Source organism: Mesorhizobium sp. M1328, assembly GCF_040318075.1.
Taxonomy (GTDB): Bacteria; Pseudomonadota; Alphaproteobacteria; order Rhizobiales; family Rhizobiaceae; genus Mesorhizobium.
The window spans coordinates 369,543-381,527 of sequence record NZ_JAMYLO010000001.1 but is presented as its reverse complement, the minus strand read 5'-3'; the positions used below and the strand labels follow the sequence as shown (position 1 = coordinate 381,527).

At 62.7% G+C, this 11,985-nt stretch carries 12 protein-coding genes; 4 read left to right on the top strand and 8 right to left on the bottom strand.

What is annotated here, in order from left to right; genetic code table 11:
* Positions 1–9 precede the first annotated feature (9 nt).
* Both deoC and NKH23_RS01915 read right to left on the bottom strand, forming a co-directional pair.
* On the bottom strand, positions 10–1,059 hold the full coding sequence (gene deoC / locus NKH23_RS01920) for a deoxyribose-phosphate aldolase (protein WP_352912086.1): 1,050 nt from the start codon (positions 1,057–1,059) through the stop codon (positions 10–12).
* 165 nt (positions 1,060–1,224) lie between these two features.
* On the bottom strand, positions 1,225–2,052 hold the full coding sequence (locus NKH23_RS01915; protein WP_352912084.1) for a ferredoxin--NADP reductase: 828 nt from the start codon (positions 2,050–2,052) through the stop codon (positions 1,225–1,227).
* A 218-nt stretch (positions 2,053–2,270) separates the two neighbouring features.
* Here NKH23_RS01915 and NKH23_RS01910 point away from each other — a divergent pair, with 218 nt between their 5' ends.
* The 3 genes from NKH23_RS01910 to NKH23_RS01900 are packed head-to-tail and all read left to right on the top strand — an operon-like array spanning position 2,271 to position 6,413.
* Complete coding sequence (locus NKH23_RS01910) at positions 2,271–4,355, top strand: hydantoinase/oxoprolinase family protein (protein WP_352912082.1); 2,085 nt, start codon at positions 2,271–2,273, stop codon at positions 4,353–4,355.
* Between the two features lies 1 nt (position 4,356).
* Complete coding sequence (locus NKH23_RS01905) at positions 4,357–6,042, top strand: hydantoinase B/oxoprolinase family protein (RefSeq protein ID WP_352912080.1); 1,686 nt, start codon at positions 4,357–4,359, stop codon at positions 6,040–6,042.
* Positions 6,039–6,413, top strand: coding sequence for a hypothetical protein (locus tag NKH23_RS01900; protein ID WP_352912078.1), 375 nt, complete (start codon positions 6,039–6,041; stop codon positions 6,411–6,413). The genes NKH23_RS01905 and NKH23_RS01900 overlap by 4 nt, the downstream gene beginning before the upstream one ends.
* Positions 6,414–6,473: 60 nt before the next feature.
* On the opposite strand, the gene NKH23_RS01895 is transcribed toward NKH23_RS01900, so the two are convergent.
* The 4 genes from NKH23_RS01895 to NKH23_RS01880 all read right to left on the bottom strand — a co-directional run bounded on the left by NKH23_RS01895 (position 6,474) and on the right by NKH23_RS01880 (position 9,806).
* Positions 6,474–7,130, bottom strand: coding sequence for a methionine ABC transporter permease (locus NKH23_RS01895; protein WP_254815748.1), 657 nt, complete (start codon positions 7,128–7,130; stop codon positions 6,474–6,476).
* A complete protein-coding gene (locus NKH23_RS01890; RefSeq protein WP_352716206.1) occupies positions 7,111–8,208 on the bottom strand; it encodes a methionine ABC transporter ATP-binding protein in 1,098 nt (365 codons plus the stop codon). The genes NKH23_RS01895 and NKH23_RS01890 overlap by 20 nt, the downstream gene beginning before the upstream one ends.
* Positions 8,209–8,312: 104 nt before the next feature.
* Complete coding sequence (locus NKH23_RS01885) at positions 8,313–9,161, bottom strand: MetQ/NlpA family lipoprotein (protein ID WP_352912073.1); 849 nt, start codon at positions 9,159–9,161, stop codon at positions 8,313–8,315.
* Between the two features lie 345 nt (positions 9,162–9,506).
* Positions 9,507–9,806 carry a DUF1236 domain-containing protein gene (locus NKH23_RS01880; protein WP_352912070.1) on the bottom strand — a complete coding sequence of 100 codons (300 nt, stop codon included), beginning with the start codon at positions 9,804–9,806 and terminating at the stop codon, positions 9,507–9,509.
* 204 nt (positions 9,807–10,010) lie between these two features.
* Here NKH23_RS01880 and NKH23_RS01875 point away from each other — a divergent pair, with 204 nt between their 5' ends.
* Positions 10,011–10,727: a DUF1236 domain-containing protein gene (locus NKH23_RS01875; RefSeq protein WP_352912215.1), complete on the top strand. Its 717-nt coding sequence runs from the start codon at positions 10,011–10,013 to the stop codon at positions 10,725–10,727.
* A gap of 99 nt (positions 10,728–10,826) precedes the next feature.
* Here NKH23_RS01875 and NKH23_RS01870 read toward each other — a convergent pair whose 3' ends face one another.
* Complete coding sequence (locus NKH23_RS01870) at positions 10,827–11,069, bottom strand: hypothetical protein (protein WP_023677112.1); 243 nt, start codon at positions 11,067–11,069, stop codon at positions 10,827–10,829.
* 247 nt (positions 11,070–11,316) lie between these two features.
* Entirely contained in the window at positions 11,317–11,871 is a 555-nt protein-coding gene (locus NKH23_RS01865; protein ID WP_353034172.1) for a DUF4142 domain-containing protein, read from the bottom strand.
* Positions 11,872–11,985: the final 114 nt, after the last annotated feature.

The window sequence follows — 11,985 nt, the reverse complement described above, 5'->3', positions numbered from 1 at the left end:
CGCTCCGAATCACGCCATCGCGTGGCGATGATTGGCCGAGTAGTGGCCGGTCAGATGATGCTCAAGCTGGCGCTCGATATCGGTCAAAAGGCTCGATGCTCCGAAGCGGAACAGCTCCGGCTCCAGCCACGGTCGGCCAAGCTCTTCCTTCATCAGCACCAGCCAGTCGAGCGATGCCTTGGCGGTGGAAATGCCGCCGGCCGGCTTGAAGCCGATGAGATAGCCGGTTTCCTCGAAATAGGCGCGGATGGCGCGCACCATGGCAAGGCCGACCGGCAGCGTCGCGTTGACGCTTTCCTTGCCGGTCGAGGTCTTGATGAAATCTGCACCCGCCATCATCGCCACCATCGAGGCGAGCATGACGTTGCGCAGCGTGGCGAGGTCGCCGGTGCCGAGGATCACCTTCAGATGCGCCTCGCCGCAAGCGGCACGCATCGAGACGATCTCGTTATAGAGCTCTTGCCATTTCGCCCCGAATACCAGGCCGCGCGGAATGACGACGTCGATCTCGTCGGCGCCGTCGCGGACCGATGCTTCGATCTCCTGCAGACGTGTCGAAAGCGGTGCAAGGCCATGTGGGAAAGCCGTGGAAACGGCGGCGACATGGACGCCGCTGCCGCGCAGCGCCTCGACGGCAGTGGCGACGAAGGGGTGATAGACGCAGACCGCCGCCGGGCGGATCTTTTCACCGGTAATGCCGAGCCCCTCGGCAATGTCTCGGCGGAACGGGTTGACCGCCTTGGCACAGAGCCGGCGCACGCGCTCTTCCGTGTCGTTCGAGTTCAGCGTCGTCAGGTCCATGCAGGCGACAGCGCGCAGCAGCCAGGCGGCCTGGTTATCTGCCTTGATCGAGCGTCTTTTGGTCAGGCTGGCGACGCGGCGTTCCAGCGCCGAGCGGTTGACGCTGCGCACCGATTCCATGAAGCCAAGATCGAGCCTCATGCCGGGATTGCGGGCAATGCCATGGGCCTGCGGCATAGGCGCATTGGCGGCGGGCCGCGCCGGCAGCGGCGTGATCTTGGACGTGCCGAGATCGGTTTCGCGGATTGTGCTGCTCATCTCCTGCCCCTTGTTTTCAGCGACTTATGCCGAAGATAGACCGTGAAGCAGCGCTTCACGAGTCCTTCAAGCGGTCATAGCGGAAAAAGGCAGTCAAGGCAGCCGATTTTTGACCGTATGATCAAAATCAGGATCGCAAACCAGTGGACGCTGAACTGCCGCGTCTCAGCCGACGAAGGCGCGCTCGACGACGAAGCTTGCCGGATGATGCAGCGAGCCTTCCTGGAAGCCGTGGCTTTCAGCCAGCTCCTTGACGTCCTTCAGCATATGCATCGAGCCGCAGATCATGATGCGGTCGGTCTCGGGATTGAGCTTGTCGATGCCGAGATCGGTGTAGAATTTGCCCGAGCCGATCAGTGCGGTGATGCGGCCCATGCGCTCGGAGGTCTCGCGCGTCGTTGAATTGTAGAGCGTGACCCGGCCGCCGGTCAGCTCGCCGATCAGCGGATCGTTCTCCAGTGCGGCCACCAGCTCCTGGCCATAGGTGAGCTCGGCATTGTCGCGGCATGTATGGGTCAGGATAACCTGCTCGAACTTCTCATAGGTATCGGGATCGCGCAGCAGGCTGGCGAAGGGCGCAATGCCGGTGCCGGTCGAGATCATGAACAGGCGCTTGGCCGGGATCAGCGCGTCGACCACCAGCGTGCCGGTCGACTTCTGCCGCATGATGACGGTGTCGCCGATCTGGATTTTCTGCAGCTCCGAGGTCAGCGGGCCGTCCGGCACCTTGATCGAGAAGAATTCGAGTTCGTCGTCCCAGGCGGGGCTGGCGATCGAATAGGCACGGAACACCGGCTTCTCGGCATTGGGCAGGCCGATCATGACGAACTCACCGGAGCGGAAGCGCAGTGATTGCGGCCGGGTGATGCGGAACGAAAACAGCCGGTCGGTATAGTGCTTCACCGAGACCACGGTTTCGGCATAGACATTGGCCGGTATCGGGAACTGCAACGGCCGGGCGCCGGTAGTGTTGAACGCGGATGTGGTGTTCATCAAACCTAACCTTCTGGGCCAGCTCAGCGCCCGCGCCAAATCTTCACCTGCGCGCCCGAACCGGTCAGGTTCCAGCGTGCCGTTTGCACACTCCGAAGCGGTAAGCTCTTGTGTCCGGAATTTATTAGTATACAAACGATATTTGCGTCAAGACGCCGCCGTAAAACAGCTTTCCAAACTGAGGCATGTAAGCAGTTCGGGCATTTCGGGTTTCGACAATGGGACAGAATTTTTCGGCGCAAGCTCTGGATTCGACGGGCAGCGTCGTGGCCGGTATCGATGTCGGCGGCACCTTTACCGACCTGCTTCTGATCGACGGCCGCGACGGTGGCCGGGTGCATATCGCCAAGACCCCGACCACGGTCGACAACCAGGCCTTCGGCGTCGTTGCAGCGCTTGGTGCCACCGGCTTTCCGATCGACGGCATCGACCTTATCGTGCACGGCACGACCACCACAACCAACGCGGTGCTGGAGCGCCGGCTGGCCAAAACCGGCATGATCACCACGCGCGGCTTTCGCGACGTGATCGAGCTAGGCCGGCGGACACGGCCGCAACCCTACGGCATGACAGGCACTTTCGTGCCGATCATTCCGCGCAATCTGCGGCTCGAAGTGTCGGAGCGGGTCGAGGCCTCGGGCGCGGTGCGCATACCGCTCGACGAGGCCGAGATGCGGGCAGCGATTTCAGAACTGATCGAAGCCGGCTGCGAATCCCTCGTCATCCATTTCCTGCATTCCTACGCCAACCCGGCGCATGAGCGGCGCGCGGCCGAGATCGCCGCCGAGCTTTGGCCGAACGGCTACATCACGACAGGCCATGCGCTGCTTTCGGAAGCGCGCGAATTCGAGCGCGGCGTGACCGCTTCGGTCAACGCCTCGGTGCAGCCGATCCTCGAACGCTATGTCGAACGGCTGCGCAAGGAACTGGCGTCAAAAGGCTACGCCCGCGACTTCCTGATCATGAACGGCAATGGCGGCATGATCTCGGCCCGCTTTGTCACACGTGAGTCGGCCAAGACCGTCATGTCGGGACCCGCCTCCGGCGTCATTGCCGCCGCCTATACCGGCAAGCGCGCCGGCTTCGAAAACCTGGTCACCTACGACATGGGCGGCACCTCGACCGATGTGGCGCTGATCCGCAACGCCGAGCCGGCGGTGTCGAACGAGATCGAGATCGAATATGCCATGCCGATCCATGTGCCGATGGTGGCGGTGCATACGGTCGGCGCCGGCGGCGGCTCGATCGCCCGCGTCGATGCGGCCGGCCTGATCCAGATCGGCCCGGAAAGCGCCGGCGCCAATCCCGGGCCGATCTGCTACGGACGCGGCGGCTTGGAGCCGACCATTACCGACGCCAATCTGGTGCTCGGTCGGCTGGCGCCGAAAAAGCTGCTTGCGGTGGAAAACCCGGTCACCGTCGAACGCGTCACCGGCATATTCGAGGACAGGATCGGCCGCGCCACGGGCCTGTCCGGCGTCGAGGCGGCGGGTGCCGTGCTGCGGCTCGGCAACGTGAAGATGGCCGGCGCCATCCGCATGGTGTCGGTGTCGCGCGGCCACGACCCGCGCGATTTCGCGCTGTTCGCCTTCGGCGGCGCCGGGCCGCTGCATGCGACGGCATTGGCGCGCGAGCTCGGCTTGCCCAAGGTGCTGGTGCCGGCGCGGCCAGGCATTACCAATGCGCTCGGCTGTGTCGTCGCCGATCTGCGCCATGATTTCGTTAATACAGTCAACCAGCCGGTGGCGAGTCTCGATGAAACCCAGCTTCACGGAGTATTGGAACGGCACCGAAACGAAGGCGAGGAGCTGGTCGGCAAGGAAGCGGTGAAGCCGGAAATGATCCGCGTCACGCATTCCGCCGACATGCAGTTCGTCGGCCAGACGCATATCATCAACGTGCCGCTGCCGTCGTCTGCGGTGACGCGCGAGGTACTGCAGCAACTGTTCGAGAAGGCCTATTTCGCCCGCTTCAAGGTCGAGCTGCCGGAAATCCGCGCCAATCTGGTCAACCTCAACACCTCGGTGACCGGCGTGCGGCCGGCGATCGATCTGTCCCGGCTGATCGACCCGGCTGGCCGCGCCAAAACGCTCGAAGAGGCGCGGCGCGAAGTCAGGCCTGTCTGGTATGGCGGGCGCTGGTACGACACGCCGGTCTACAGCAGAGAGAAACTGCCGCTCGACGCAACAATCGAAGGGCCGGCAATCCTCGAACAGATGGACGCCACCACGGTGCTGGAGCCCGGCGACCTGGCGCGATCGGATGCCGACGGCAACATCATCATCGATATCGGTAAGGCCTGAGATGGAAAAGCTCGACGCCATCACCCTTTCGGTCATCCAGGCGGCCCTACAGCAGGTCTGTGACGAAATGGACCTGACGTTTTCGCGCGCCGCGTTCTCGCCTGTTATCGCCGAGGCCAATGACCGCTCCGACGGTATCTATTCGGCGCTCGATGGTTCGCTGATCGCGCAAGGCAGCCAAGGCCTGCCGGTGTTCGTCGGCGTCATGCAGTATTCGACCAAAACGGTGATCGAGATGATCGCCGACGGTCGCTGCCTGCCGCCCGAGCCAGGCGATATCTACATCGTCAACGATCCCTATCTCGGCGGCACCCATCTGATGGATGTGCGCTTCGCCATGCCGGTCTATCGCGGCGGCAAAATATTCTGCTGGCTGTCGAACACCGGCCACTGGCCCGACATCGGCGGTTCGGTGCCGGGCGGCTTCTCCGCCTCGGCAACGGCGGTCGAGCAGGAAGGCTTGCGACTGCCGCCGGTGAAGCTGTTCAAGAAGGGCGTGCTCGATCGCGAAATCTACGCCATTATCTGCTCGAACATCAGGGTTGCGGACCAGCGCATCGGCGACATCCGCGCGCAGGCGGCGGCACTGCTGATCGGACAGGACCGGCTCAACGGAATTTTGGATCGTTACGGAGATGAAACGGTGGTCGATGCGATCGCCGAATTGCGGCGCCGCGCCGCTGAACAGATGCGCGTCAACATATCAGCCATTCCGGACGGCATTTACCGGTCGCAGGCTTTCGTTGATTCCGACGGCGTAGTCAACGAGCCGCTGACTATCGCGCTGGCGGTCGAAAAACAGGGCGACACGCTCAGCTTCGACTTCTCGGGGTCGTCAAAGCCCTGCGCTGGGCCGATGAACAGCGTGCTGGCGACTACCTTGTCCTCGGTCTATCTCGCCATGCGGCACATTTTCCCCGACGTGCCGATCAGCGCTGGCGCCTTCGAGCCGCTGATCGTCAAGCGGCCGGAAGGCACCTTCCTCGATGCCAAATATCCGCGGCCGGTGTCGGGCTGCGCAGCCGAAGTCTCGCAGCGCATTGCCGAGGCGGTGTTCGCGGCGATGGTGCAGGCGCTGCCGGACAAAGTGACGGCGGCTCCGGCCGGCTCCAGCGGCAATTTCGCGCTCGGCGGCAACGACCCGGCGCGCGGCCGCGACTACGTCATGTACCAGATTTCCGGCGGCGGCTATGGCGGCAATGCCGGTCACGACGGCCTGACCAATGGCTGCTCGACCATCGGCATTTCAAAGTCGCCGCCGGTCGAGATCATGGAGCAGGCCTTCCCGGTGCTCTACCGCCACTACGCCCTGCGCGAAGGCTCGGGCGGCGCCGGCAAGCATCGCGGCGGTTTTGGCCTCGCCTATGAGGTCGAGATCCTGCGCGGTGACGCCCGCGCCTCCTTCGTCATGGACCATGGCCGGTTTGGCCCGCAAGGCGCGCTCGGCGGCAAAGACGGTGCGGTCAACACGGTGACCGTGTTCCGCGACGGCAAGGAACATGTGCCGCCGCATCTGTCCAAGGAACAGGACATCGCGCTGAAGGCAGGCGATCGCGTGCGCGTCGGCACGCCGGGCGGCGGCGGCTACGGTGACCCGTTGCAGCGCGATTCGGAACTGGTCGCTCGGGATGTCAGGCTAGGGTACTATACGGCAGAGCAAGCCAGAGATCTGTTCGGGATCAAATGAATCCACAAGATAACTTCAAATGCCGTGTCTGCGGCCTCGATCAATCTCCCGATCTGCCATGGGGCGAGAACAGCAAAGAACCCAGCTACATCATATGTTCGTGCTCTGGAGTGGAGTTCGGCTACGAAGACGACGGCCTCGGCAATTGTTTGTCAATTCGCCGGCATTGGGTGGAGGTTCGGCGATGCAAGTGGTTCGCGCCGGAGGATCGGCCGCTCGATTGGGACATGCCCGCTCAAATCAGAGGTATTCCGTTAGCCTATAAAGGCGCAGAGGATGAGCAACTGATCCAGCTATATTTGCAAGCCGGAGAGCCGCCTCTACAAGGCTTGGCGGCGCTGAGCGCGGTGGAGAAGCCGGACCGGCAGTGAGGGTCTCACCGGGTGCTGGCGCATCGCCCAAACCGCAGCGCACCCTCAGTTCAAGCGGCCCTATGCCCTGTGATCCAGCCTCGCGACCAGCCGGTCGCCGGCCCACTGGATGCCGCAGACCAGGACGATCAGGACGATGACCACGGCGATCATGACGGACGTTTCGAAGCGCTGGTAGCCGTAGCGGATGGCGAGGTCGCCCAGCCCGCCGGCGCCGATGGCGCCGGCCATGGCCGAGGCGCCGATAAGCGTCACCAGCGTCACCGTGAAGCCGGCGACGATGCCGGGCAACGCTTCCGGCACCAGCACCTCGCGAATGATCGTCCAGCGGTTGCCGCCCATGGCGCGCGCCGCTTCGATCAGCCCGTGGTCGACCTCGCGCAGCGACACTTCGGCGATCCGGGCGTAGTAGGGCGTCGCCGCGATCGACAGCGGCACAATCGCTGCCCAGGTGCCGATCGAGGTGCCGACGATCAGCCGCGTCACCGGGATCAGCGCAACCAGCAGGATGATGAAAGGCACCGAGCGGAAACCGTTGATGACCGCGCCGAGCGCGCGGTTCACCCACAGGTTTTCGGCGATGCCGCCGCGGTCGGTGGCGACCAGCGCCAGGCCGAGCGGCAGCCCGAAAACCAGCGAGATGAGGCCGGAGGCGGCTGTCATCAGGATCGTTTCCCAGATCGAACGGACGAGAAGCTCAAACAGAACCGGCGACATGGCCAAGCACCTCCACCCGCGCTTGGCGAGCTTTCAAGAACGCGATCACCTCTGCCAGGTGACCTTCATTGCTGCCCGCGACCGCCACGAACAGTGTCCCGACAGGCTGCTGCTGGACGTGATCGATGCCGCCATGCACCAGGCGGAACGAGCCGGGAACTGCCGAGGCAAGATCGGACAAAAGCGGGCTTCGCGCGGCCTCACCCGCCACGTCGATCCTGAGGATCGCCTCCACGCCGGCGTTCTGCGTTAGCCGGCTTGCGATCTCCGCCGGCAATTGCGGCCTGATGCCGCCGAGCAGGCTTTGTGTGATCGCCGACTTCGGATCGGCAAAGACCGACCACACCGGCCCTTGCTCGACGATTCGTCCGGCATCGATCACCGCGACCCGGTCGGCGATCGAACGGATCACCTCCATCTCATGGGTGATGAGCAGGATGGTCAGGCCGAGCTGCCGGTTGATGTCTCTGAGCAAGGCAAGGATGGAGCGCGTCGTCTCCGGGTCCAACGCCGAGGTCGCTTCGTCCGACAGCAGCAGCGCCGGGCGCGCCCCAAGCGCCCGGGCAATGCCGACGCGCTGCTTCTGCCCGCCCGAAAGCGACGCCGGATAGGCTTTCGCCTTCTCCGACAGGCCGACGAGCTCGAGCAACTCGGCAGCGCGCGCCAGGCGTTCGGCTCTGGGCCGGCCTTCGATCTTGAGCGGCAGCGCTACATTGTCTTCGACCGTCTTGGCGGACAGCAGATTGAAATGCTGGAAGATCATGCCGATGCGCCGGCGCAGCGGCTGCAATTCGCGCTCGCCGAGCCGGCTGATGTCGCGGCCTTCGATGAAGACCTGTCCTGTATCCGGCCGCTCCAGGCCGTTCAGACAGCGTATCAGCGTCGACTTGCCGGCGCCGCTGCGGCCGATGATGCCGAGGATCTCGCCCTGGCGCACGCTGAGCGATACGCCGTCCAGCGCCGCCGTAGCGCCGAAGCGGCGCTTCAGCTCGACGAGGCGCACGACATCGTCCGGTCCGGTGGAACGGCTGCCGATGGGATGCATGATCTCGGTGGCCGAGGCGAAATGCTGGTTCATGAAAATTCCTGTCTCGCGATCCACAAACGCGATCGCGGTCCGCGTTGCAACACGGACCGCTTTCCTCATGGACCGGGCTTCAGCACCCGGACCGGTTCGGCAAATCAATAGGCGCTGATGCCGGTTCCCTTGTAGACCCGGTCGAATTCGGCCTTCACCTTTTCGTTCTGATAGGAGGCGACCAACGTCTTTACCCAGGGCTGGTTTTCATTGCCGGCCTTGACCGCGATGAAGTTGCGGTAGGGATTGTCGGCCACCGCCTCCTGGGCGATGCGGTTCTCCGGTGTGAGGCCGCTTTTAAGCGCCCAATCCGTGTTGACCACGGCCCCGTCGAGATCTTCCACCGAGCGCCCGACAATGCCGGCGTCAAGCTCCTTGACGACCAATTTCTTCGGGTTTTCGGCAATGTCGGTCGTCGTAGCCAGAATGCCGGTGCCTTCCCTGAGCTTGATCAGACCTTCGCTCTGCAGAACGCGCAGTGCGCGGCCCTCATTGGACGGGTCGTTCGGCACGCCAATGACGGCGCCTTCGGGCAGGTCGGCAATCTTCGTGTACTTCTTGGAATAGAGGCCGATCGGCCAGACCCCGGTATAGCCGACCGGGACGATGTGATAGCCCTGCGTCTTGATCTGGTTGTCGAGATAGGGCTTGTGCTGGAAGGCGTTGGCGTCGATTTCGCCACGCTCGAGTGCTTCATTCGGCTGGGTGTAGTCGTTGAACACCACGGTCTCGATCGTCAGCCCCCTCTCCGCCGCCTGGGCGGTGACGACGCGCCATACATCCTCATCCTCGCCGCTCATGATGCCGACCTTGACCGCCGTCTTGTCTTCGGCGAACGACGGCGCAGCAAGGCCGACAATCGCAACCGCCGACGCGAAAAGTACAGCCAGACCGGCGCGCCGGTTTATACTTGCGGAGAGAAATGAGAGCAAAGTGTTGGTGTTCCCAGACATGATCTATCCCGTCGGTTCTGAAGTCGTTGCGGCCAAGCGGAGTGCCAAGCCTTGCCGGCATCATCGGGAATGCTGACCGTCGGATCAAAGCACCGTATTTCCCGCGAAATGCCAAGCCAGGAATATTCTCTCAAAGTTTCGGGCCTGGCGAGCACAGGGCGTGCTGGGATCATGCGTTCCAAGCCAATGCTGGCTCAGAAATTGTCCGGCTGTCGTCTCCGCTATGAGGCCCGCCGTGCTTCGAAGCGGCGGGCCTTTCTGCGTCCGAATGCCCAACACGGGCAGCAGTTTGGGATGTCGACAATGCTGGACGCGCCGCATGTCCCTTCAAAGCGACGCGCTTGCTCACTCGATGACCTTTACAATCCTGCGCGAGCCAGGATCGACCAGGACGGTCCGATTGTCGACGACGACATAGCGGTATTTGACGTCGGGAACCTCATGAAGCTCGACGGTATCGGGCAGGGTCGAGCCGACATTGAGCTCCACGCCGGGAAGCTGGACGGACGCCAGAGGCTGCTTTTTCACATACTCGCGTACGATCGTCTCCTGCTGCGGTTCGATGACCACGTCCTGAGCGGCAGCGGCGCCAATACCCGCAAGCAGCAAGAACCCAGCCGCGGCTGCCGAAAGATGCATTCTCATGATCGTCTCCTTTCGTCGTGAGCCACCTCTGCGCTGCGCCGCGTCATGCCGTTCGCAGCGGGGTCGCTATAGGCCAGTAACGTCATCAGGTGGAGCTTGTTCCGCCACTCGGATCGCTTGCCGTTTCGCTCCATTGGTTTGGAACAAAATTTTTTAGCCGCAGTTTTACGCGGTGAAGGGACGCATTTTCCAAGGAGATCTCTCATGAAAGGCGTTCTGATCACCAGCATGCTAGCAATCAGCGTCAGCTGCGGAGCTGCACTTGCCCAGACGCAGCAGTCGACCGACGACCAGTCCGGCGCCAATTGCGCAGCCGGCGCTGCCAATTGCCAGAATGGCGCCAAGATGGACGAGCAGGCTCAGGGCAAGGCCGGCGCTGCGACTGATCAACAGGCGCAGGGCAAACCGAAGCTGAAGACCGACGAGCAGGCCCAGGGCAAGGCCGGCGCTACGACTGATCAACAGGCGCAGGGCAACAAGAAGCTGAAGACCGAAGAGCAGGCCCAGGGCAAGGCCGGAACCACCACTACCGAGCAGGCCCAAGGCAACACGAAAATGAAGACCGAGGAGCAGGCTCAGGGCAAGACTGGGACCACGACCACCGAGCAGACTCAGGGCAATGCCTCGACGCAGACGCAAGACCAGAGTTCGACCGCTTCCATCAACAATGTGACCGTTGAACAGAAGACGGAGATCACGCAGGTCATCAAGGAGACGAACGTCCAACCCGTTTCCAGCGTCGATTTCGACATCTCTGTCGGCATCGAGGTTCCGCGGAAGAAAGTCCGGCTGCATCGTCTGCCGGCGCGCATCGTCAAGATCGTTCCGGCTTACGAAGGCTATGAGTATTTCGTGCTCGCCGATGGCCGGATCGTCATCGTCGACCCGAATACCTACAAGATCGTGATTATCCTGACTTAGTTGTGGCCAGATGGTTTGATTGAACCAAAGGGTCCGTCGCGCAGGTCGCGTGGCGGGCCTTTCCGCATCTCCTCGCTCCGCGTCTGCTGCAATCGCAGATCACGGTCCGTCCTCGGGGCGAGGAGTGAGCACGGTGTGATCGATGGTGTCGGGCAGGCATGGACTGGGCACGCAGCTTGTTCGGACTGACGCGGTGGTCATGGCATCGATATCCGTAACCAGCACCATTCTCGCGTAGTGCCGCGGCCACAGCGGCTCTCCAAACAGGACGAAGACGCCGCCAATCATCAAGGCCAGCAACATGAGTGCCGTAACATTTGCAAATATCTCGCCGTAGCGCATGAAGGCAGCCTGTCCCGTTCGGAAAGCGATTTCAGCCTATGACAGCGGCGACCAGGACGGTGCCGAAAGCCGGCGCTACTATCCTTGAGGCCTCGCGAATGCCGCCTTCCATTGGATCCTCCCCGAACAAGCCGGATAAATAACGGCACTCTCTGTGCTTTGTTCCCGGCCGTGTGGCCGGACTACAGCCGCTTTACACAGGCCGTGTGTGGGGCGGCCTTTCGTTTGCAAAAGGCACTCCTCGCTCTCATTGATGCGCGGCAGCGAGGTCCTTGACATGACGTTCGTGCATTTGCAGCACCGGCAGCGTCTTCTTGGCAAACTCCTTCATCGCCGGATCGTCGCCGGAATTTGCGTAAGCGGAAAACATCGCCACCGCTTCCTTATGCGCCTGGGTCTGCATGTCGATATATTTCGATTGGAAGCTGTCACCGCTGGCCTCCTTAAGTTGGTCGAGCAGCGCCTGGTGCTTGGTGTCCAGCGACGGGCCGGCTGGCGCGGTGGCCGAAGTCGTCTGACCCCTGCTGAGCGCCGCCTTGAAGTCCTCGCCGGCCTTGGTGTGGTCCGTGACCATTTGCGCCGCGAATGCCTTCACGTCGTCGGCAGTCGCCTGCGTCTGCGCAAGTCGGCTCGATTCGATTTCGAATGTATTGGCGATGGGCACGGTCTTGACGAACGTCGCGGTGTCAACCTTGCTCATGGTGTCGGTCGTTAGAGGCGTCAGCGTCGCCGATTGAGCAAAAGCAGCCAAAGGCGCGCCGGCCATCAGCGCTGCCGCAGTGATGGATAGAAGTGTTTTCATGGAAGTTCTCCGAGGCCGATGTCATCCCTCCGATGGCTCAACGCGGAAGCTGCGGCGAGGTTGCCTGATCGCGGCGGCCACGCCGCCGCGACGCCAAACAATGGTTTGGAAACG

Excerpts from the sequence above, each read along its gene's own strand:
- deoC (WP_352912086.1), bottom strand. The coding sequence starts at position 1,059 with ATGAGCAGCACAATCCGCGAAACCGATCTCGGCACGTCCAAGATCACG.
- NKH23_RS01915 (WP_352912084.1), bottom strand. The coding sequence starts at position 2,052 with ATGAACACCACATCCGCGTTCAACACTACCGGCGCCCGGCCGTTGCAG.
- NKH23_RS01910 (WP_352912082.1), top strand. The coding sequence starts at position 2,271 with ATGGGACAGAATTTTTCGGCGCAAGCTCTGGATTCGACGGGCAGCGTC.
- NKH23_RS01905 (WP_352912080.1), top strand. The coding sequence starts at position 4,357 with ATGGAAAAGCTCGACGCCATCACCCTTTCGGTCATCCAGGCGGCCCTA.
- NKH23_RS01900 (WP_352912078.1), top strand. The coding sequence starts at position 6,039 with ATGAATCCACAAGATAACTTCAAATGCCGTGTCTGCGGCCTCGATCAA.
- NKH23_RS01895 (WP_254815748.1), bottom strand. The coding sequence starts at position 7,130 with ATGTCGCCGGTTCTGTTTGAGCTTCTCGTCCGTTCGATCTGGGAAACG.
- NKH23_RS01890 (WP_352716206.1), bottom strand. The coding sequence starts at position 8,208 with ATGAACCAGCATTTCGCCTCGGCCACCGAGATCATGCATCCCATCGGC.
- NKH23_RS01885 (WP_352912073.1), bottom strand. The coding sequence starts at position 9,161 with ATGTCTGGGAACACCAACACTTTGCTCTCATTTCTCTCCGCAAGTATA.
- NKH23_RS01880 (WP_352912070.1), bottom strand. The coding sequence starts at position 9,806 with ATGAGAATGCATCTTTCGGCAGCCGCGGCTGGGTTCTTGCTGCTTGCG.
- NKH23_RS01875 (WP_352912215.1), top strand. The coding sequence starts at position 10,011 with ATGAAAGGCGTTCTGATCACCAGCATGCTAGCAATCAGCGTCAGCTGC.
- NKH23_RS01870 (WP_023677112.1), bottom strand. The coding sequence starts at position 11,069 with ATGCGCTACGGCGAGATATTTGCAAATGTTACGGCACTCATGTTGCTG.
- NKH23_RS01865 (WP_353034172.1), bottom strand. The coding sequence starts at position 11,871 with ATGAAAACACTTCTATCCATCACTGCGGCAGCGCTGATGGCCGGCGCG.